The organism is Roseateles sp. 22389 (assembly GCF_052044995.1).
Taxonomy (GTDB): domain Bacteria; phylum Pseudomonadota; class Gammaproteobacteria; order Burkholderiales; family Burkholderiaceae_C; genus Roseateles.
Genome location: NZ_JBQEOF010000016.1, coordinates 110,983 through 133,463, shown reverse-complemented (window position 1 = coordinate 133,463; position 22,481 = coordinate 110,983). Strand labels below are relative to the sequence as shown.

General features: G+C 73.4%; 11 protein-coding genes. All 11 read right to left on the bottom strand.

Annotation, left to right across the window (positions count from 1 at the left end; genetic code table 11):
- Positions 1–7 precede the first annotated feature (7 nt).
- The 11 genes from ACTJKJ_RS20215 to ACTJKJ_RS20165 all read right to left on the bottom strand — a co-directional run bounded on the left by ACTJKJ_RS20215 (position 8) and on the right by ACTJKJ_RS20165 (position 20,125).
- On the bottom strand, positions 8–1,147 hold the full coding sequence (locus ACTJKJ_RS20215; RefSeq protein ID WP_297382358.1) for a prolipoprotein diacylglyceryl transferase family protein: 1,140 nt from the start codon (positions 1,145–1,147) through the stop codon (positions 8–10).
- Between the two features lie 12 nt (positions 1,148–1,159).
- On the bottom strand, positions 1,160–1,648 hold the full coding sequence (locus ACTJKJ_RS20210) for a hypothetical protein (RefSeq protein WP_440821542.1): 489 nt from the start codon (positions 1,646–1,648) through the stop codon (positions 1,160–1,162).
- A gap of 83 nt (positions 1,649–1,731) precedes the next feature.
- Positions 1,732–4,404 (bottom strand): eCIS core domain-containing protein, encoded by a 2,673-nt coding sequence (locus tag ACTJKJ_RS20205; protein WP_440821541.1) that lies wholly within the window; start codon positions 4,402–4,404, stop codon positions 1,732–1,734.
- Positions 4,405–4,412: 8 nt separating this feature from the next.
- Complete coding sequence (locus ACTJKJ_RS20200; RefSeq protein ID WP_297382365.1) at positions 4,413–7,046, bottom strand: eCIS core domain-containing protein; 2,634 nt, start codon at positions 7,044–7,046, stop codon at positions 4,413–4,415.
- A 1-nt stretch (position 7,047) separates the two neighbouring features.
- Positions 7,048–9,159, bottom strand: a complete 2,112-nt coding sequence (locus tag ACTJKJ_RS20195; RefSeq protein ID WP_440821540.1) for a DUF4157 domain-containing protein — start codon at positions 9,157–9,159, stop codon at positions 7,048–7,050.
- Between the two features lie 24 nt (positions 9,160–9,183).
- Positions 9,184–10,071 (bottom strand): hypothetical protein, encoded by an 888-nt coding sequence (locus ACTJKJ_RS20190; RefSeq protein WP_440821539.1) that lies wholly within the window; start codon positions 10,069–10,071, stop codon positions 9,184–9,186.
- An 11-nt stretch (positions 10,072–10,082) separates the two neighbouring features.
- Positions 10,083–10,928 (bottom strand): hypothetical protein, encoded by an 846-nt coding sequence (locus ACTJKJ_RS20185; protein ID WP_440821538.1) that lies wholly within the window; start codon positions 10,926–10,928, stop codon positions 10,083–10,085.
- A gap of 20 nt (positions 10,929–10,948) precedes the next feature.
- A complete protein-coding gene (locus ACTJKJ_RS20180; protein ID WP_440821537.1) occupies positions 10,949–13,117 on the bottom strand; it encodes a phage tail protein in 2,169 nt (722 codons plus the stop codon).
- Positions 13,118–14,120: 1,003 nt separating this feature from the next.
- Positions 14,121–16,937, bottom strand: a complete 2,817-nt coding sequence (locus tag ACTJKJ_RS20175) for a hypothetical protein (RefSeq protein ID WP_440821536.1) — start codon at positions 16,935–16,937, stop codon at positions 14,121–14,123.
- 1 nt (position 16,938) lies between these two features.
- The gene (locus ACTJKJ_RS20170; RefSeq protein WP_440821535.1) at positions 16,939–19,077 is read right to left on the bottom strand and encodes a putative baseplate assembly protein; all 2,139 of its coding nucleotides are present in this window, start codon (positions 19,075–19,077) and stop codon (positions 16,939–16,941) included.
- A gap of 4 nt (positions 19,078–19,081) precedes the next feature.
- Positions 19,082–20,125 (bottom strand): putative baseplate assembly protein, encoded by a 1,044-nt coding sequence (locus ACTJKJ_RS20165; protein WP_440821572.1) that lies wholly within the window; start codon positions 20,123–20,125, stop codon positions 19,082–19,084.
- Between the last annotated feature and the right edge of the window lie 2,356 nt (positions 20,126–22,481).

The following is a 22,481-nucleotide window of genomic DNA, read 5'->3' as shown; positions in this document are numbered from 1 at the left end:
GAGGGGATCAGCGCGGGGCGTCCCGCACGATCAGGTGGTAGATGCCGCGTGCGCCGCGCAGCAGGGCCCGCGCGCCGCGCGCGCCGACCAGGTTCGCGATCAATCCGGACAGGACGCGGGCCTCCCGCTCGTCCAGGGCCCGTCCCGCGTGCGAGAGCGCGTACAGCGTCGACGGGCGGCCGTCCACCGACCCCAGCGCCTGACACGAGACGCCGAAAGCCTGCGAGGTGCGCCGCACCGCGATCGGTCCATGCGGCGCCTCTGGCAGCGACCGCAGCGACCGCAGCAGCCGCGCGACCTCGTCCGCGTGGCGCGGCGCCAGGATGCGATGCCGCGCGCGGCCGGTCAGCGCCAGCACCGCCAGCCCCAGCGCCGTCGCCAGTCCCACGCCGAAGTGCCAGTCGGCGCGCGGCAGCCGGCCCTGCCATTCGCTGGCGAGCACCGCCGCCATCAACACGGTCGAGGTCCACTGCGCCTCCGAGAAGCGTCCCCAGTACGGCCGGGCCGCGTCGCCGCGCAGTTCCTCGAGCCAGATCCGCACCGCGCAATAGCAGACGACGTGCAGGGCGAGCACGCTGCCCGCCGGGGCGCCGCGCCAGGCCAACGCGCTGCCCGCCACGACGATGGCGGCGACGAGCAGGGACTCCAGCACCTGGACCGGGAACAGCCGCACGCCGACGTAGCAGGCGGGGAATCCCTCGTGGGCATGCGACTCGCTGTAGCGCACGCCCCAGTGGTGCGGCCGGCCGTGGCAGCAGCCGACCATCAGGCAGCCCTGCCGCCCGAAGACCAGGAAGGCGCCGAGCCACAGCGCGTTGAGGTCCAGCACGCGCAGCACCGGCGCGCCCAGCGCCTGCAGCTGCAGCGCGCTCGTGGCCAGAATCGCGATCTCGTGGTGATAGAAGACCAGCGTCTCCTGGCCGGTGAGGACCTTGGTCGCCATCGCCAGCACGAAAGCGGTGGCCAGGCCGCTGGCCAGCAGGCACGGGACGATCCAGGGCGGCAGCCGCAGATGCCAGGTCAGCACCGACACCAGCGTCGTGGCCACCACCAGACCGACGGCGCCGCAGACCTGGAAACTCGACACGCGGCGGCCGAGGAGGGTCATCCGCGGCGGCGGGCTGGCGAAGTGACGCGGGACGAGCATGGACGAGCCCTTTCAGCGCACTGGCCGGCGCCCGACCTGCAGTCGCCCCCAGGGCAACTCGTTGAACTGCGCCAGCGTGCAGGACGGGAAGCCATACGCGCGCACGATCGCGCCGGTGATGTTCTGGACGTGCAACACCAGCCCCCGCGACGCATGGATGCGTTGGCTGTGGACGCTCCCCAGCCCCGAGCGCTCGATGGCTTCCGCAGGCCCCAGCAACTCATCCAGCGGCCCGGCGGGCACGAGACCGGCCACCTCGATCGCCAGGATCGCCTCGTCGCGCAACCAGACCTGCACGGCATGCGGCACGCGCGGCGAGGGTCCATAGCGCCGGAAGGCGGTCGCCGTGCCCTCGAGCGGAGCGACGCCGTCCGGACCGCCCTCTCCGGGCCCGAAAGCCGCCTCCGCCGCCTGGCGTCCGCACCCCCTGGGCAAGCCTTGCCAGGCATCGAGGCGACCCTCGACCAGCGCCCGCATCGCGTCGACGCAGACAGACGGCATGGGTGCATTCATCGGTTCAGCCTCCAGGTTCGATGAGGGGAGCAGCAAGACCACCAGCGCGGCGCCGGCGACGGGACGGGCGTTCATCGCTTCGGAATCAGCAGGCGGGTGCCGGCGGCCAGCGATCCCCACGACGCCGCCGGGTTGGCGTCGGTGAGCGCCGCCACGGTGATGCCGTTCTGCCGGGCGATCTGCACCTGCGTTTCCGATCCACCGGCGCCCGCCTCCACGACGACATGTTCGCGCGCGCCCGGGACATGCAAGCTGCCGGCAACCGGCGAACCGGCGCTCAGGCCCGGATTGGCGGCCACGATGTCGGCCTCCGCCACGTGGGCCGCCCTGGCCAGCTCGCTCACCGTCGTGATGCCCGCCGGCACCGTCACCAGGTCGCGGTCCGCGGCGACCACCGGCGACGCGGTGGCGCCGCCCGGCGTCAGCCCGAGAAACTCCACGTGCCCCTGGAAGAAGGCCGCCTTCACGGCGCTGTCTCCCACGGCGGTACGGATGGCCGTCGCATGCTTCAGGTACTCCGCGTAGCTGCCGGCCTCGAACGGCGGCACGGTGCCGGCCGGCGGCTCGGGGAAGTGGCCGCCCTCGATGTCCGCCCGCAGCGCCGCGTTCTTCGGTGCCTTGGGAATCTGGTCGAGCAGCACTTCCTCGCTGAACATCGTGCAGAAGCCCTCCGACATGATGCGGTTGCTGGCGCCTCCGGCGGTGTGAAACACCGGATGCTCCAGCGTGTGGATGTACTCGTGGACCAGGGTCTCCCAGGCGGACCAGCGCAGCGACCGCTGCGCCTCGGAGGGCGCGCCCCCCGAACCCGGCGCGGTCCCCAGGCCGGGGCTCGTCGCCGTGCCGATGACGATCTTGCCGGTGCTCGGATCGGTCAGGGCGAAACCGAACAGGTCGAACAGCTCCAGGTCCGGTTTGTGCGCGTTGACGAAGGGCGTCACGATCTCGGTCTCGAGGAAGGCCTGTTCCTCGCCGCCACGCGTGGGGCTGAAGTTGTGCGGCTTCATCGCGTCGGCGCCGAAGGTCTCGGCCATCCAGCCCGCGAGATCATGCGCGTCGATCGGCAGATTGGCCAGCGCGCGCTGCGCGCGATCGTTCGCGTCGAACAGGTTCTTGCCGGCGCCCGAGGCCCGGAACGCGAAGCCATGCCGCACGCTGGACTGCGAAGGCGTCAGCGCCGCCACCGAGATCCAGTCGCCGAAGTGCCTGTCCACCACCTTCTTGGCGGCGTTGCCGGGCCCCTCCAGGTCGGCGATCGGCACGCGTGCGGTGCCCGAGACGGCATGGATGCCGGGCATCGTCGCGGTGAGCTCCGCCAGCATGGCTTGCGTCACCTTGGTCTTCAGGTCCGCCTTCAACGCGTTCTTCTGGGCCACCGTTCCCGGCGCGGCGGCGCCGGCGTCCCAGGCGGCGAGCGCCGCGCCCACGGCGGCGGCGGCGGGATGCAGTTCGCGTTGCACCTGCTGCTGCCTGGCCGCGTCCGGCGCGACGGCGCCTGCGTGAAGGTCCCTGCCCTGGGCCACGGCCGGTGCCGCGGTCTTGTCCTTGGAGCAGCGCGACAAGCTCAGACCGCTGCGCAGACGCGGCGCCACCGCGCGCGCCGGGGCCTGCCCGCCCAGCCAGTCCTTCCGCACGAAGGCCTCGGCGCTGCGATCCGCGTCGGCCTCCAGCGAGCCCGCGCGCGCCGCCGAGCCCGGACCGGGCTCGCGGGCATGGCCTTGCTGGACGACATGCGCCAGTTCATGCGCGATCAGCGCATCGCCGGCGGGCGTCCCCGGGTGGAACTCGCCGGCGCCGAAGGCCACGTGATGTCCCACGGTGAACGCACGGGCGTTGAACTCATCGGAGAGGCGGCGGCCGGGGCCGTCGTCGTGCAACCGGACACCCACGAAGCTGGTGCCGAACGCGGGCTCCATGCGCTCGCGCACCGACGTCGGCAGGGGCTGGCCCGACCCCAGTTCCCGCTGGACCGAGGCGGGCGGTCGCGTGGATTGCGCACCGCCCGGGCGCCCCTTGAAGAACATGCCGCCGAAGGCGTCGAGCAGCCCGCCACCGGCCATCGGCGAGGCGGGCATGTCCTGCGGCAGTCCGGTGAGCTCGCCGGTCGTGGCCCAGGTGCGTGCGCTGCGGCCGACCCGGGCCGACACGGCGCCGATGTAGTCGGCCGCGCGCGAGGCGCCGCGCGACTCCGGGGCGTATCGCCTCAGCGCCTGTTCAACCTGGCTGGCGCCGCGTTCGGCGTAGTACCCGAGCCAGTGATCGATCCAGGGACAGCCTTGCGAGTCCCTCCCCGTGCCGGCCAATCCGGCGTCGACCGCCTCGCACAAGGCCACGCGCAACGCGTCGAGGAACTCGCCCTTGCGCATCTGCCCCGGCTGGAGGGGACCCTCGTCATCCGCCAGCAAGGCGCCCCGCCCCTCGGCCGCCGACGGCCCGGACGCCGCCCCCTCAGGCGGGGCTTCGGCGGGTGCCGGCATCGCGGTCGCCTCGAACGAGGCGTCGGACCCCGCCCTCGGTGCCAGCCGGATCGTGGGACTCTCCCGCGGCGCCGCGCCCCCGGCCAGGGACCAGGCCGCCCCGCCGCCCGGTCCCTTCGCCACCGCGCGCGCGACGCGGTCCGCCTCGGCTTCGAACGCGTCGTCGCGCGGGCCCATGGGCTCGGTGAACCGGCCGCGCCCACCCGCGCCGAGCGACGCCCGGCCGACGCTCGACGAGGTCCTGGAAGCGGTCGGTGCCCGTTTCATGCTGCCGCCTATCTGCGCCGCCCGCCGCTGCCGCGGTTGCGGATCGCGTCGCCGCGCTCGCCCAGCGCCCTCTCCAGGTTTGCGTTGGCGCCCTGCACCGTCGATCCCGTCGCCTCGCGCAGCGTCTTGTCCTTCGGATCCCAGCCGACGGTGCGCTCGGCATCGGCCTTGGACGCCTCGACGGTGGCGTTGGTGACCCACAGGTCCTGGCCCTTGCGCGTCAGGTGAGCCAGCGCATGGCCGGCGTCGATCCGGTTCTCGAGGATCGCCTCGTCGCTGGCGCGCACCGCCACGTGGAAGGCCTTCAGCGACGCGCCGGCCTGCTGCAGCAGGTGCGCGCCCAGCATCGCGAAACCGGTGCAGACCAGCGGCCGCAGGCCGAAGATCGACAGCGGCCGCGTGTACAACTCGGCCACGCCGCTGACCTTCATGTCGTCGAACTTGTCGATGACGCGGTGATAGAAGTAGGCCCCGGCGTAGCTGTCGTAGGCGTCGATGACCTCGGCGTTGCCCTTGGTCTTGAGCGCCTTGAAGAAGTCCTCCGCATTGCCCAGCGTCGGCACCGGCGAGGCCGGCTTGACCTGCGCCGCCGCCATCTTGGCCCGCACCGCGAGCTGCTGCTCCAGCACCGACGCGTAGATGACGAAGACGTCGAAACCCATCGTCTCGCGGCCGTCGCCGAAGACCAGGTTGAAGTCCTGGCCCAGGTTGCCCTGCGTGCCGGCCAGGTAGGCCTTGATCTCGTCGTCGGTCGGCGCGACGGCGCGGCCCGGCGCGTTCAGCGCCAGGAAGCTGCGCAGCACGAAGAGGATGCGGCCCACCGCCGCCGGCAGTTGAGACGACCGGGCCTTCAGGTCGCGGACCAGTTCCTTGACCGAGCGCACATGCTTGCGGATCGCGTCGTAGGCGTCGTCGATGGCGCTCGCGTCGTTCTGCAGACCGTCGAGCGTCGCGGCGATGGCATCGGTGTGTTCCTTGATCGCGGCGACGTCCAGCGTCTGGCTCAAGGCCGTCACCCGCGTGTTGACCTCGTTGGACGCGTCGATCGCGCGGTTCAGCGACAGCCGCGTCTGGTTGGCGGCCAGGCGCTGGTCCTGGCTGTCGCCGCCGGTGGCGCCGCTGGTCGAGCGCGCCGCCTTGGTCTTGGCGACGACCTCGTCGAGCTGCGGCCCGATCTCGTCCAGCGCCTGGATGCCGAAGGTCGCGTTCGCCTTGGTCAGCAGGTCGATCGCCTCGGCCACCTTGGCGGCCTCGGCCGGCGCCAGGTCCTTCACGCCCTTGATGTCGGGCACGCCCTGCTGCTTCTGCTGCCCCGTGGCCCAGGCGCTGACGTCGCGCAGGCGCTCGCCGGCGCCGGACAGCGATTGCTGGCGCTCCTGCAGCGGGGTGAGCTTGACCTTGGCCGGGGCGCCCTGCGCGCCGGGCACCGCCGTCTTGGGCTTGCTCGCGCAGCGCTGCAGGCTCAGACCCGAGCGCAGGCGCGGTCGGGCCTCGCGATGCAGACCGGACACCGAGCCGGCGTCCCACAGCGTCGCCGCCACGCCGGCGGCGGACGCATCGGCGTCGTGTTCGAGCGCCGTCGATGTGGCGCCGGAGGCCACGGGCTCGCGAGCGCCGCTGGGGGCGCCACCTGGGGCGCCTTCGCCGCCCTGCCCTTGCTGCACCACGTGCGCGAGCTCGTGCGCGATCAGCGCGTCGCCCGCCGGCGTGCCGGGCTGGAACTCGCCACCGCCGAAGGCGATGTGCGGGCCGATCGCGAAGGCACGCGCATTGAGCTGGTTGGACAAGCGCGCCGCCGTGCCGTCGGTGTGCAGTCGCACGGCTGAGAAGCTGGTGCCGAAGGCGCCTTCCATCCGCGCGCGCAGACCGCCGCCGAGCGATTCGCCACGGCCCAGTTGCTCTCGCACCGAGACCGGGTCGGCCGCGTGCGCGCCGCCGGAGCGCGGCTTGAAGAACATCGCGCCGAGGCCGGCGAGCAACCCGCCGCCGCCCGCGGCGCCAGGCATCTCGTCAGGCAGGCCGGTGACCTCGCCGGTGCGGGCCCAGCGCTGCGCGCTCTGGCTGACGCGCGCGGTCACTGCGCGGATGTACTGCGCGGCAGTCGGGACGCCGGCGGCCTCAGGGGCGTAGCGCAAGAGCGCGCGTTCGATGTCGACGGCGCTGCGGGTCTCGTAGTAGCCGAGCCAGTGCTCGATCCACGGGCAGCCTTCGGAGTCGCGCCCGGTTCCCGCCAGCGCCGCGTCGACCGCGGCGCAGATGCCGGCGCGCAGGGCGGCCATGAACTCGCCCTTGCGCATCTGTCCGGGGGACGCGTTGGCGTCGTCGGGCACCAGCAGCGGCGAGGCGCTCGTCGGGGCGGTGACTGCCGCGGGCTCGCCATCGCCGGGCTTGGCGGAGCGCTGGATGAGGCTCACCCCTGCCCTCTCCCGCCCCGCGGGAGAGGGCGCAAGAGAGGCAGGATCGGTGGCGGCGGACCAGCCGGACTGGCCGGGGAGCGGCCATCGCCGGCCTTGCAGCACCGCGTCGGCGATGCGGTCGGCCTCGTGCTCGGCGGGGTCGTTGGCCGGCGCGACCGTCTCCTTGAGGGACGGCACGCGCGCGGTGGCCGACGCCGGTTGCGCGGCTGCCCGGGTCGCGTCCATGTCAGGGCGGGCCGAACACGGCCTTGACCTGTTCCGCGAAGAACTTCTTGTCGCGTTCCAGGAGCGAGGGCGACGCGTCGACGCGTGCCTTCAGGTGCGCCACCACGGCCTTGGCGACCTCCGGATGCAGCGCCTTCTTCAGCACGTTGAGCTGGCGCGGCACGTCCACGTCCGGATCGTCAGTGGGATTGGGCGGCGCGGTGCCGGTCTCGGGATGCGCATAACGACGCTCGCGCAGCTCCGCGAAGATCTCGGTCTCCGCGTACTCGTAGGTGTCGAAGAACTTCTGCCGCAGCACCGGATCGGTCTTCCACTTCTTGCGCTCGGCCTCGGGCATGCGCTCCAGCGCCGCGCTCATGATCTCGGTCGCGTAGGCCTTGCCGTACTCGAAGTGCCCGCCGAGCTCGTGCGCCACGTTGGGCCACACGTTCTTCGCGTCCTTCTCGGCCAGCTCCACCCACTGCATGCCGACCTCGAGCTCGTCGCCGAGCTGCGCGCCGAAGTAGCCCTGCTCCAGCGCGTCCTTGGGGTTGAACTTCAGGCGCTTGCCCTTCATCACCGTCTCCAGCTCGGTGCCGGCGACGCTGGCCACGACCTTCTTCCAGGCGGCATCGGCGCGCTTCTTCCAGTCGTCCTGCACCTTGGGGTCCAGCTTGGTCCAGGCATCGGCCGGCTTGGGCGGATCGGCGGCCTTGGTCTCGCTCTTGATGATGTCGTCGACGGTCACCGTCGGCGGCGTGACCGGCGGCGGCAGGCCCGACTTCTTCGCCGCCTCCTCGGCCTCCTTGCGCTTGCGGTCCTCCGTCTCCTTGCGCTGCTTCTCGAGGAAGTCGTACTGCAGGCCGCCGAGCCGGTTGATCTCCGCCTCGCGCGCCTTCTCGGACTCGGACTTGCAGCGCTGCAGCCGCAGCCCGCCGCGCGTGGGCGGGCCGCCATGGCGCACCGGCGGGCCGGCGCTACCCTTGCCGTAGAGCGTCGACAGCGCGCCCAGCGCCGAGCGGTCGGCTTCCTCCTCCAGCCCGGGCGATTCCCCCATGTCGCGGCCCGCGTCCGGCGCCCGCGCGCCGTCCTGCTGCGCCACGTGGGCCAGTTCATGGGCGATCAGCGCGTCGCCGCGCGGCGTGCCCGGTTGGAACTCGCCCGAGCCGAAGGCGACATCGCGGCCGATGGTGAAGGCCTTCGCGTTGAGGCTGTCCGCCGCCTGCGCGGCCGTCGCGTCCGTGTGCAGGCGCACATGGCCCAGGCCCATGCCGAGCGCGGATTCCATCCGTCCCCGCACCGGGCCCGGCATCGGCTCGCCGCTGCCCAGCCCCGCACGGACCGACGCCGGATCCGCCCATCGCGCGCCGCCGGGGCGCGCCTTGAAGAACATGCCGCCGAAGACCGCCAGCGCGCCGCCTCCGGCCATCGGGCTGTCCGGCAGGTCGTCCGGGAGTCCGGTGACTTGGCCGGTCTCGCGGAAGGTGGTGGCGCTCGTCCGCACGCGCGCCACCACGGCGGCGATGTAGACCTGCACCGATGTCGCGCCCGCGGTCTCCGGCGCGTAGCGGCGCAGCGCCGTCTCGACCTGCGCCGCGCTGCGGCCCTCGTAGTGGCCGAACCAATGGTCGATCCAGGGGCAGCCCTGCGAATCCCGGCCGCTGCCCGCCAGCGCCGCGTCGACCGCCGCGCACACCTGCGCGCGCAGGCGGGCGAGGAACGCGTCCTTGGGCATCTGCTCCGGCGTCGCCGTCGCGGGATCGTCGGTCAGCAGCGCCGCCGACCGGTCGCCGCCGCGCGCCGCGTCCGAGGCCGGCGCCGGCGCCTGGACCGACGTCGCTCCCGGCGCCGCGGCCGCTTCCTCCTTCGGCGCGCGCCGGATGGTCAGTCCCTCGGCCTGCCGGACCTCGAGCGCCCCGGTCCGCGACGCCGCAGACCAGTCCCCGCCACCTGCCGGTGTCGCGCCACGCGCCGCCACGGCGGCCGCGACGCGGTCCGCCTCGCGCTCCATCGCATCGCCGGACGGCCCGACCGGCAGGACCGCGCCGGCGGGCCGATCGCGCGTCACGCCCGTCGCGGTCGCGCCGCGTCGCGCGGCGGCGTCCGGGGAGGCCCTGTGGTTCGTGCGGCCCATCGCTCCTCCGGCGCGCCGCGACGGCTACTTGACCGGCGCTGGCTTGGCCGGCGCGGGGTCCGCTCTGCCTGGCGCCGGTTCGGTCGACGACCCGGGCTGGGTCTCCGACCGCGTGCCCTCATTGCAGTTCCACCAATACGGCCCCGTCGTTCGCAGCTGCCGCCGGCAGGCGCAGTTGTCCGGCGCGCTCACCTTGCCTTGCTCGTCCACGGTGACCTTGGCCAGCACCACCCACGGATCTGTCGGGCATGGCGGGCAATCCGGGATGGCGCCCGGTTCCGTGAACTGCGCCATCGACGGCGGCGACGCATGCGACTCCGGGCAGGCATCGAGCACGCACAGCTCATACCCGTCCTGCCAACGCGAGAACTCGCAACCGGTGTCGTCGCAGCCGCAGCCCACCGGCTGCACCCGCACCGGCCGCGCGGCCACCTGCCGGTAGCGCACCGCGACGAACAGCGGCGCGCCGGGATCGCGCGTGGACACGGTGCGGTCCGGGCACAGCGGGTCGATCGCGATGTCGTCGCAGGCATCGCCGCTGACCGCCGACACGCAACGGGTGCGGAGGTCGAAGCACACGTCGCGCTCGATCATGATCTCGTCGCCCTGCGGCCCGAGCAGGTAGCCCGGCTGCACCACCACGCGCCAAGCCTGCGTGCTGGCCTCGACCCGTGCGCCGCACACCACGCCCCAGCCGTGCAGGTAGCGGTTCATGCGGCGCAGCCGGTCGCGGAAGTAGTCCTGCCCCAGCGTGAGGTCGTCGGGCGTGATGAGCTGCCGGGGGAAGAAACGCGGCCGCTCGATCCCGCCGCGCGCGCCGGTGCCCGATCCGCTCGTCGCCGTGCCGCCGCAGCCGCCGCCGCAACCCCCGCCGCAGCCACAGTCGCCCGAGCCTGTCGTCATTGAAGCCATGGTCGTTCCTTTCAGTACTTGCCGCCGCGCCGGGCCTGCGACTCATGGCTGAGCGCCAGCACCAGTTCCCACAGCACGTCGGCGCCGTAGACGATCGGCCGGACCGCGATGTCGATGTCCGACAGCTCCAGCGTCTGCCCCGCCGCGGGCAGATGCAGGTTGGCCAGCGTGATGCAGCCCGCGCCGGTGTCGCAGTCGCAGGGCCGGCTGACCCATTCCGCCAGCGCCTGGTAGTTCACGCTGTTGCCCTTGATCAGGCCCGGGATGTCGGCGTCCACCGGGATGTGCGGCGCCTTGCCGGGCCGCAGCAACAGCGAGTAGCCTTCCCGGATCGCCCCCGGCGCGCAGCGCGTGGCGGTGTCGCAGCCGCCGGCCATCACCGGCTCCGGATCGGTCCGGCACTCCTCGTAGCAGACCACCAGGTGCATCCAGTCGTCGTCGCAGTGGCCCTCGCCATCACGGCCGCCGTTACGGCCACCGTTGCGCTGTCCCCGCGCGGCCGCGGCGGCGTTGGCCGCGGCGCCGGTCGGCACGGGGTCCGACTCGGACTCGGCCGGCGGCGCCGCGCGCGACGGCACCGCCAGCGGCCTGGACCGCGACGGCACGACGATCTCGCGCCCCTGCTTGTCCAGCGCCAGCCCGGCCATCACGACCACGCTGTGGTCGTCCTCGCCCAGTTGCACGTCCAGCCCGCACACCACGCCGAAGCCGGCGACCAGGCGGTTGAGCATCCACTGCTTGCGCTTGAAATAGGCCTGCTCGGATTCGAAATGACGAACGTCGAGCAATTGACCGTGGAAGTAGCGCGGACGCGAAAAGCTTCGCAGCGCCTCGCATTCGACCGATTCGTCTCGCATGTGCCTTCTCCTGATGGCCATCAAAGTTGCGCCCGCGCACCCACGCGGCTGTCCACGCCCAGGCGCGCGCGCGGCTCCCCGCCCAGCACCAGCGCGCCCTCGCCCAGCGGTCCCGGCTCGGGCGGACCGCCGCCCAGCAAGGTGTCCACGCCCAGGCTCGCCTGGTATCCCACCCGCAGCCCCGGCGCGATCGCGCACAGCTGCCACAGCGTGTGCGCCGGCTTCTCTCGCTCGACGATCTCCCGCACCCGCGCCAGCGTGTCGGCGCAGTGCAAGTCGCGCGGATAGAGCCGCACCAGGAAGCGGTAGGCCGCCTCCTCGAACAGCGGCGTGCCGAAGGCGTCGGACGCGATCAGCCGCGACCGGTCCAGCGTCGCGGTGCTGCCCAGCACCGCGCCCTGCGGCTCCGACGCCGGCAGCACCGTGTTGAACCCGAGCACCGAATCCCCGCCGTCGGCCCAGGTCCCGGCCTGTCCCGGCTTGCAGGAGCTCGACGGCGCCGGCAGCGCCCACCAGCCCAGCGCCTGCAGCGGTTCCTCGATCACCGCGCGCACGCCCGCCTCGTCGCGCAGCGCCTCGCCCAGCCCGGCCGCGGTGCCGCGCCGCGCATGGCGCGCCCAGGCGCCGGCGATCGACGCGCGCCGCGTGGCCTCGTCCTGGGTCTGCGACAGCGGCACGGCCAGGAACCCGGCCAGCCAGTCCAGCGCCTCGTCCGGCGCGCCGGCCGGATCCAGCAGCGCCGGCAGCTCGCCGGTCGTCGCTTCGATCTCGCGGAAGAAGCTCTCGAACAGGCTGAGGTAACGCAGCAGGAAGTTGTCGTGGGGCCGGTCCGGATACAGCGACGGCGGACGCTCGCGGTAGATCGCCGGCAGGTCCGGCAGGTAGCTGGCCTGGTCGAAGTCCACGCGCGCCTGGCGCAGCACCGGCGTGCCGTGCAGGTCGTTGGCCAAACGCGCGCCGATCCACAGCGCGCGTTGCGGGCCGGTGTCGTCCAGGTCGATGAAGAAGTCCGTCACGTCGGCGCCGACCGCGCGCCATGGCGCCGCGAATGTGCCGTCCGCCGACGGCGGCGGTACCGGGGCGGCCAGAGGCCCGGTCGCGACGTGGAAGGTGACGTGGCAGCCCGCGGGCAGGTCGATGTTGGCGTGCAGCCGGTTCCAGACGTGATCGAGCGTGTCGACGGTGATCGCGTCGCTCCACAACCAGCCTTCGGGCACATGGCTGCCTTGCGGCGCCAGCCGCAGCGGCGCGAGGCCACCGCCAGGCGAGACCCACAACGCGCCGTCGCCATCGCTGCCACTGCCGCCACTTGCGCTTGCGCGACCGTCGATCGCGAGCGCGGCGACCGGCCCTTCATAGCCCGCGGCATCGCCGGCGTGGAAGAAGGACCCGTCCTGACCGCGCGACCAGACCGCGATCCGCCGCCGCCCCGGATCGCCGATGAACAGCGAATCGCCGGACACCGCCAGCGCGATGGCGCCTTCGATGCCGGTGGGAACGCTCTCCATCGGCGCGCCCTGCGGCGTGAACGCGGTGACCTGATGCGTCTGGGCGTCCAGCACCCACAGCCGTCCGTCCGACCACACGATCGCGCACGGATGATCCGCCTGCCCGCTGGCCCGCACCGCGTCGCCGAAGGCAGGTGCCCGGTCGCCCCACGTCGTGATGCACTCGACCCGACCGTCGCCCAGGTCGGCGACGTAGAGCTGCCCCGCCTCGTCCAGCGCCAGCGACACCGGCAGCTGGAACCCCTCCAGCACCTCCACCAGCGCCAGGCTGCCGAGGTCGAAGACCTCCACCCGGTGGTTGCCGGCGTCGGCGACATACAGCGCGCCGCGCGCCGGCGCGATCGCCAGCCCCGCGGGCGCATCGAAGCGCGTCGCATCGCTGCCCGGTCCACCCAGGCACGGCACCGGGCCGACGGCGCCGAAGCAGCCCTCGATCCACGACACCACGCCCCCCGCGGGATCGGTGAAGAACACGGTGCCGCCGGCATCGACGGCCACGCCGCCCTGCGGTTGCGCGTCGGCGAGCGTCCCCAGCGCCGCGGGCAGTTCGCCCTCGAACGCCGGCAGCGCCGCCAGCCGCAACGCGCCATCGTCGCCCCGCGCGAGGCCGTGCCAATGGAAACGCGGCCACAGGCCGTCCTCGTTGAGGTGACGGAAGGGTCGGAGGTCCGGTGCGCCCATGGCTTCAGCCCTCCACCCCGATCCACTCGATGCGCCACTCGTCGCGCACCTGCTTGAGCAGCTGCTTGCGGAAGTCCTCGCTCTGCGGATCGGGATCGTCCGCGCCGGGCGGCAGGCTGGCCAGCAGCGAGTCCGGCACCAGCATCGAGAACTTGAACCCGGCCTTGTCCGCCGCCAGCAGCATCACGAAACCGTCGACCAGGCGCACCACGTCGCGATCGCCGACGTCGAAACTGAAATCGCGCCGGCCCAGCACCTGCGCCGAGTAGCAGGGCATGGTCCGGAAACCGGCCGAGGTGGTGTCAACCACCGCCTCCAGCTGCAGCCCGAAGCCCGAGGCGCCCGCGCCGGCCGCCGGCATCGTCCAGGCCGGCTTGGCGACCAGGCCGCTGGCCACGTAGGGTTGNGCGTTGCGCCGCTGCGCCAGCGACAGCGGCTGCTCCAGCCGGCAGTTGAGCACCTGCGCCCGCGCCAGGCGCAGCTGGGTGCCGTTGACGACCGCGTCGCGCAGCTTCGCGTCGGTGGGCAGGTAGTCCGGCGCCGGGCCGAGCCGCACCCAGCAGAACACCGGCGTCTCGCGCAGCCGGATGGCGCCGCCGATGGCGCCGCACGCGCCCTCGCGCGTCTCGGCCACCTCCAGCGCCTCGGTGGGATAGGACACCGTCAGGTCGAAGAACACCGGCGCGCCGAAGTCGTCGCCGGCCACCGGCGGCACCGGCTGCACCACCGCGTCGGCCAGCACGATCTCGCGGCCGCGGGCGTCGATCGCGTAGCCGGGCTGGATCGAGACCTCGCGCGCGCCCTTGGTGCCCGTGGTCGCGAACCCGGCGCCGATGCCGGGCTGGTGCAGGCTCTGGTTGTGCAGCCAGCGCATCTGGCGGTTGAAGTCATCCAGCTCCTGCAGGTCCGACGCGAACAGGCGCTGGCCGTTGAAGAAGCTGCTGCGCTCCGCGAAACGGGTGTCACCGATGAGGGCCATGATGTCCGGTTCCTTCCTCAGGGGTCAGGCGCAGGGATCGCCGGGTGTCTGCCCGGGGCAGTCGGTCACGGGCCGGAATTCCTGCTGGCAGCCGAACCAGCGCACCACCAGCCGTTTCTTCTGCGCGAAAGTCACGAAGGCGGCCGGGAAGTCGCTGTTGAAGCTGGTGATCAGCGACAGCGTCTCCGGCCTGAAGCGGTAGGCCGGCGTGGTCGCCGGCGTGACCGCGTACAGGTGCAGCTCGGCGTCGATCGGATACGGCCAGGCCGCGCGCGACTGGTAGACGCCGGTGTTCAGGTCCAGTCCGTACAAGGTCGCGATCGCGCGGCCGTCCAGTCCGCCGGCCGAGTCCATCCGCACCAGCGGTTGCCAGGTGGCCGGGAAGTCCATGGGCCGTGCCGGGTCCCAGGTCAGCGCCGCCGGCCCGACCAGCCCGCCGTCGATCCAGCCCTGGTCCACGATGCCGTCGCCCTGCGCCAGCGTGGGCCGCACCGTGACGGTGTTGCCCACGATCTGCTGCACGTAGGCGCCGTTGGAGACATCGGCGTGATGGACCAGCAGGCCCGCGACGTCGTTCGGGCCGAAGACGAGGTCGTCGGCGACATCGAGCTCCCGGGGATCGGCATCGACGCGGGTGATCCGCGCGCTGTCGCGCCAGTGCACCGTCGCGAGCCGGTCCCCGGTGGCCAACGCCCCCGGCGACCCGGACAGCACCAGGTCGACCCCGACGATCGCCACCACTTGCGCCACCGCGCTCTCCAGCGTCACGCTGCCGATGAGCGGCCAGGCCATCACGCAGTCGCCGACGGCGAAGGCGGCGGACTCGGCCAGCGTGATCCGTGTCTCGTCGGTCTGTTGCGCCACCACCGTCGCGACGCGGCCGAAGCGGCCGACGGCCAGCAGGTCCAGCCGGCGAGCCGTTTCCACCAGCGGCGACCCCAGGCCCAGCAGCGTGCCCGTCACCGCGGCCACCGATGCCGGCGGCGGCGACTCGGCGCCGTCGGCCACGCGCAGCCGCAGCACGTCCTTCACCCGCGCGGCGCTCGGGCGTCCGACGCGCACTTCGTTCGGCCGCTTGGGCTCGAAGGCGTCGATCGTCGTGGCGCAGCACCAGTCCGCCGCCACCAGCCGATCGCCCACCGCCAGTCCCAGCCCGGCGCTGAGCACCAGCGCCTTGCGCTTCTTCACGATCTTGTCCACGACGGCGACCAGGGACAGGTCCCGCATCGGCGCCACGACGTCGCCCACGGCGAACGGCGCGACGTCGCTGACGCCCACCTCGCTGCTGGCCTTCGGGACCAGGCGCTGGATCGTCAGGCCGCCGGAGAGCGGCACGGCGCGCGTCAGCGTGGCCACCTCGGCCGCCGTCGGCGGCGGCTGCAGCTCGAGCTTCACGCCGTCGCTCACCGTCACTTCGGGCGCCGTCGCCAGCGGCTGCCGGTCCGCGTCGAGCAGCACCGCCCGCGCGCCCTTGCCCAATCCCTGCGGCGCCGACTTCAGCTCCAGCTGCAGCGACTTGCCGTCGGCCGACAGCGTCGCGCGCTTGATGTCGATGGCGTCGGTCATCCGCGCCACGTGCAGCCCGTCGCTTTCCTTCCAGGCCGGCGGCGGCTGCTCCACGGTCATCCGGCCGGCGCTCACGCCGTCGATCAGCGCGACGGCGCCGTCCGAGTCACGGTGCAGCACGTCGCCCTTCTTGATCGCCGGCGCGGCGGTGTAGTCGGCCAGCATCGCCGCGCTGTCGTCGGGCACCGTCACCACCTCGGCCAGGCGCGGCAGGTTGCCCAGCGCCAGCACGCTGTCGTCGACGCGCACGCCGTCCAGCGGCGCGGCGAGCGTCACCGTCGATCCCTCGGCCGCGGTCAGCGACACCGCTGTGCGGGCCCGCGGCCGCAGCAGCGCGATGACGTCATTCGGCTTGAAGACGGCGGCGTCGTCGAGGTCGATCGAGAGCTGGTCGCCCGCGCCTCGCCGGATCGCCGACACCCGCGTCTGGCCGTACCAGGCGGCGACGCGGCGGCGCCCGATCTCGGCCATCAGCAGCCGGAAGGTGAAGCCGTCGACGGCCGGATCGGCCACCTCGGGGAAGAAGGCCGGCGCGAACTCGGCCTTGGCCAGGTTCCAGCTGCGCGCCTGCACGTTGGCCACATAGCGCGGCACCTCGGTGAAGCCGCTGGCGGAGGTGTCGACCCGCGTCTGCACGCCAACCACCTTGCTGACGATGCCGCCGCGGCCGTCGGGGGACTCGACGATCCACGGTTCCCAGGGCGTGCCGCCCTCGACCGTCTCGCCGCGCGCCAGCCGCGGCCGGGCCAACGGCCGGACCCGGGGCGGGCGGAAGTCGGTCTTCAAGCCGCCGTCGTAGCGGGCCAGCACCGCGCCGTCCGGCGCCTCGTTCGCGGCGATCGGCACCCAGGCCAGTTCCACGTCGCTCTCGAGCAGGCGCGCGTCGTCCAGGACGCAGCCGGGCTCGTCGGGCACGCAGCACGTCCCGCTTCCGTTCCCGCCGCCGCGGCGCGTGGCGCGCAGGCGCAGCACCAGCCAGGCGGCCTCTGTGGGCAGCGGCACGCGGCGCGCGCGCTGCAGGATCAGCTCGCGGCCGCGGCGGTCGTAGGCCAGCCCGCAGGCGACCTCGATGCCGGTCACCTGGCCGGTCCCGTCTTCAGTCACTTCAGCGCTCACCAGGCCGAAGGCGATCCCGCCCGTCTCATGCAGCGCGCGGTTGTGCAGCTGGCGGCGCAGCGCCTCGAAGCGCTGCTGGTCGCGCGCGTCGCGGCTGCGCAGCGTCTGGCCCTGCCAGTACTGCAGCCGTTCGAGATCCCGGCGGTACGGCGTCGACATGTCAGGCCACCTCGATGTTGTGGCGGCCGGCGGCGACCAGCCAGTCCGGACGCAGGCAGACATTGCCGCAGCTCGGCGCGCAGCCCTCGGCGATGAGCTCGAGCGCGATCACGTGGTCCACGCCCGGCGTCTGGTCGATCACCTGCATCACCTCGGCGCGGTAGACGTCGCGGCCCAGCGGCCAGCCGGCGCCGTCGGGGCCGCCGCTCACCGGGTCGAAGAATCCGTCCAGCGCCGCCGACACCTCGGTGGCCAGTCGCTGGCGGTCGATGCCATCCAGCGCCTGGACGCGGGCGCGGACCGCCACCTCCAGGTAGCCCGGTCCGGCCACGACCACGCGCGTGCCAAGGACCCGGCGCGTCTCCAGCCGCGCGGCGACCCGGTCGAGGAAGCCGCGGCTCGGGAACGGCCGGCCGAGCGGCAGGAATGGCAGCACGATCACGGTGACCATGCCAGGGGCGTTCACGCAGGCCAGGCCGGGACAGAAGTTGGGCAGCGCGATGGCGCGGGCCACGCGCAGGCCGGGCGTGGCGAGCGCGAGCGCCTCGAAGTCCTCGCGGGTCACCGCGCGCAGGCGGGCCTCGCGCTGCTCGATCGCGCGACCCAACGCATGCGCCAGCGTCTCGGCCGGCGCGGCGTCCTCCAGCACGATCGGCACACCCGCGGCGATCCGCCCGATCGCGCCGGCGTCCGGCAGGAACACGCGGTTGCGCGGGCTGTCGGCCAGCCCGTCGATGCGCGCGACCGCCGGCGCCGGCCGCGTCCACGCGTGGAACGCGACCATCTGGCAGCCGCGCGGCAAGACGCGACCCCGCTCGCCATCGCCGCCGACGACCTCGCCGCTGGTCGGATCGAGCGTGAAGTGGGCGTCCGAGCGCGACGAGGCGCTGAAGTCGTCCACCCGGGTCCAGGCGCGCGGATGGCCGTCCTCGACGGAGAAGAGCCGCAGCGACGCCTCGACCACCGGCCGCTGCGCGAGCGTCAGGCGCTGGGACGGCTCGCCGCTGCCCGTGCCGGCGAGCGTGCCGTCGACGGCCAGCAGGCCCGGGTCGGTCGCGCTTGCCGCGGTGTAGGCGAGCACGGTGAAGACCGGCGCCTCGCCCGAGGCGTCCACCGACAGCGCGACCACCCGCCCCTGCTGCAGCGTCAGGCGCAGCGCGGCGCCCTGCCCGGGCGTGATCGGACCGCCGGTCAGGACGGTGCCGGGCGCGATCGGCCAGGAGGTCCAGACCGGCGTCGATTGCACCAGCTGGACGCCATTGAGCAGCAGCCGCCGCAGGCGCGGCGCGGCATCGAAGGCGCCGTCGACCAGCCGGGCCCGCACCCAGCACTGCGGCTGCGCGACGCGGCCCAGCACGGACGCCTTCATCGCCGCGCCCGGCCGCAGCCGCAGCGCGCCGCTGAGGCTGAACGAGCGGGTGTCGTCGTCGACCTCCAGCGGCAGCCAGCGGCCGGCGGCGCCGTCGTCGGCGAAGTACTCCCAGGCTAGGCGCGCGCCGTGATGGACGAGCGGCGCGTCGATCGGCGCCTCCTCGGCCAACCGGGCCCGCTCACTCAACCGCGCCTGATCGCCCTCGATGCAGACGAACACCTGGGACCACCGCCCCGCCGGCAACGCGCGGTCGAAGCCGATCTGGCATTCCGCGCCGACCGCCGGGTCGTCGCCGAAGGCGGCGAACGGCTCTTGCCGCGACCAGGCCGCCGTCAGGTTCTGGAACCCGGCCGCGTCCTTGCGCTGCACGGCGCGCAGCACCGCGTCGACGACCTCGACCGGCGCGGTCGTGCGCAGCGGCGCCGCGGTGGCGTCCAGCCGCATGCCGTCGAACTCGGTGCCGGCCGGCAGCACGACCGGCGACGGCCCCGCCGCGATGCGCAGCTCGCTCACCAGCATCGCGGGCCGCGGCGGCGCGCACCGGATGTCCATCAGCGCCAGCAGGCGCCGCTTCTGCGCGTCGGTGAAGCGGTTGAGGCGGTAGAGGTCCGTCTCGGCCACCGACGCCAGCAGCTCCATCAGCGTGATGCCGGGATCCGATGCGTTGTGGTCGGTCCACGCCGGCGCGACCAGCGGGATCAGCGCCCGGCCCTGTTCGACCAGGTCCGACCAGCGGCGATCGTCGAGTTGAGGCAGGGGGATGCTCATGGCGTCACGCTTCCGATTCGTCCAGGCGCAGGACCAGGGTCCCGGCCGCCACTACCGCGTCGTCGGGCACGCGTACCGACTCGCCCTGCGGCACGCCGTCCAGGACGAGATCGAGCGCCTCGATGTAGTCGACGCCCGGCGTGCGTTCGAGCTCCGCCGCGACGTCCGACACGTACACGTCGCGCCCCAGCGCCCAGCCGCTGCCCCCCGGGCCGCCGACGACCGGATGCAGGAAGCGCTCGAGCGTCTCGCGCACCGCGCGCTCGACCACGCCGGCCTGGCTCGGATCGAGCGGCACGATGCGGGCCGACACGCCGACCGGCAGGTAGGTCGGGCCGGTCACATGGATGCGGTGCAGCGCGGCGAGATCGGCGGGCGCGCGCGCCTCGATGTGGCGGCGCACCTGCTCGCGCAGGCCGAACGATGGTTGAGGCCGCGCGTCCAGGCTGCCCGGCACGATCAGCACCGTCACCCAGCCCGGCAGCGTCTGTCCGCCGGGGCTGCGGCCGGCGATGGCGCGCACCATCTTCACCGCCGGCGAGGCCTCGACCGCCAGCGTCTCGTAGTCCGATGGCGTCAGCGCACGGCCGCGGTGGCGCACCGTGCGCGGTCCGCGGTCCAGCACCGCCGACGGCGCTTCGCCGTCCGCGCCGCCCTCGGCCGCGCGCGGGTTGAAGACCGCCTCGATGCCGGGCACGACGCCCAGCAACTGCGCGATCGCGCGGGCCGGCACGTTGCCGCGGGAGCCACCGCCGACGCTCATCCGGCGCGCCAGGATCGCGGCGCCGGCCGGCGGCACGCGGCCCGACACGCCGTCGCCGAAACGCACTCGCCCGCTGGCGCCGTCCAGCGCGTAATGGCGGTCCGTCGGCGACGAGAAGAACAGCTGCTCGCGCCGCTCCCACAGCACCCAGGCCTCGGTGACCTGCTTGCGCCGGTTGCGGGTCAGCCGCAGCGGGCCGAGCGACACGCCGGGCTCGGTCGACTCGACCGCCAGCAGCCGCTCGAGCCGGCCCAGCACGGCGCTGTCGCCCTGCCAGAGTTCCATCGCCAGGATCCGCCACTCGACATTGGCGCGCGCGCCGCCGAGCTCGCGCACCTCGAGGCGCTCGCCGGCCAGCACCGGCGTCTGCGTCAGCAGGAACACCTGGTCCGGCGTGCCGTTGCTGGTGCCCAGGGGCAGGTCGTGAAGCGTGTGGCGCTCGCTCGCCCACACCGCGTTCACATGCAGGCCGGCGAAGACGGGCTCGCCCGGCGGGCCGTCCTCCTTCAGCCGGGCGCGCAGCCAGTGGCGCGGCGTGCCGAAGCGCGCCAGCTCGGCGTCGTCCGCCTGTGCCAGCACGTTGACGATGCCCGGTCGGCGCAGCGCGCCGGTCTCGTCGTCGGCCGGCGTGCGCGTCCAGGCGTCGCCGTTCCAGTACTCCCAGACCAGCGCCGGACCGGCCGGCGTGTCCGGCGCCTCGACGACGTCGACGAACAGGCCGAGCTGGTCGACCGGCGGCGCCTTGTCGAAGCCCAGGTAGAGCGCCGGTGTCAGGTCGCCGACCCGCTCGAACGGCGCGAAGGTCGTGCCGGGCCACATCGCCTCGGCGGTGCGGTCGACAAAGCGGAAATCGTTGCGGGCCAGCACGCGTTCCGCGTGGAAGGGCCCGTACTGCCAGGTGTAGCCGATCGAGAACGCGCCCAGCACCGGCGGCTGCGCGACGACGTAGGTGAAGGTGTTGACCGCGCCGCCCGCCGCGTCGGCGTTGAAGCCGACGGTGCGGCTGAAGCCGTAGGAGCCGCTTTGCAGGCGCACGCGCACCCAGCGCGCCTCCTGCTGATTGACGCTGACCGGCGCCATGTCGATCGGCACGGTGAAGTCGATGACCTCGGTGCGGTCGAGGTCGCGCTGCGAGCCGGCCAGGCTCGAGCTCACCGGCAGCGGCGCCCACAGCCGGCCGTTCCAGTACTCCCAGTCGAGCTGGTGCGCCAGCGCGGCGGAACCGGCGATGGCGCCCTGGTCCTGTGGCGACAGGCTGCGGCCGACGAACAGCCGCACCTTCGCCAGCGGCTTGCCGAAGGCCTCCTCGCTGGTGAAGTAGAAGGCCGAGCCCGGCTGCGGCTGCTGGCCCAGCGGATAGAAGGGCTTGCTGACGTCGAGCGCGGCGCCGTCGGCGAAGGCCTTGTCCGGCGCCAGGCCGGTGACCGACAGCGTCAGGTCCACGACGCTCCGAGTGGCCGACGGCGCGGGATGCGCGTGCCGCGAGGCCTGCGGCGCGGTGAAGACGATGCCGGCGAAGGCGACGCTGAACAGGTAGTCGCGCGTGAAGTTGACGTTGGCGATCAGGTAGGCGCCGGTCTTGCCGGTCGGCTGCGAGGTGTAGGCCGCGCGCGTCGGGTCCGCCGGGTCGGTCAGCCGCACCACCGCGCCCTCGACCGGCTGGCCCGCGTCATTGCGGACGATGCCGCCGAGGCTGTTGGGCGCGGACGGTACCGGCGACTCCGCCGCGATCGCGAGGATGCCCGGTGTGCCCTGCCCCGTCTGGGTCTGTGGCGCCACCGGCTGGCCGACCGCGATGCGCCCGCGCAGCGCGCCGTTGACGGTGCTGGACAGGCGGATCGTGTCGACCTCGGGCAGCGACTGGCCCGGATCGGGCGGCAGCGACTCGTCGAGCCGCGCGCGCAGCCAGTAGCCCTCGATGCCGTTCACCGTCGTCTTGCCGGCGGAGGCGCAGTCGGTCACCAGTTGGAAACTGCCGCTCTGCGTCAGACCGTTGGTGCTGTCGACATCGGTGACGACGGTGTCGACGCCCTGGTCGTCGAGGCCCTCGTCGTCCTCCCCGTCCTCCTCGTCATCGGCGACGTCGCTCGTCGCCGAGCCGCGGCATTCGGTGCTGGTGTCGATGAAGCCGCGCCAGGTCGCGCCGTCCCAGTACTCCCAGACGATGTCCAGCGGCGTGGTCGCGTCGTGCTGCAGCTCGAACTCGACCGACAGCTTGACCCGGCCCGACAACGCCAGCAGCACCGGATGGGACAGGTAGAGCTCATGCGGCGTCGGCCGCAGCAGCCGCGCGGCGAAGGGCTCGACCGGCTGGCCGGCGAGGTAGGCCGCGCCGTGGTCGATGTACTGGTCGCGGCCGGGCCACAGGCTCACCAGTTCCACGAGGCGACCGGCGGTGACGCCGACGGCGCGTTCGGTCTCGAACAGCACCTGCTCGCTGCTGCCGGCCGGCGGCGGCGCCCCGACCGGCGTGCGGGCCGGCGCCGAGCCGCCCGTCGCCTGGTCGGAGAGCCGGAACACGACCGGCGCGCGCGCCTCCTGCGCGGGCACCAGGCTGAGCCCGGCGACGTCCAGGAAACCCAGCTTGAGCTTGTCCGGCACCTGGCCCAGGCGTTGCGTCAGCGCCTCCAGGTAGCGGGCC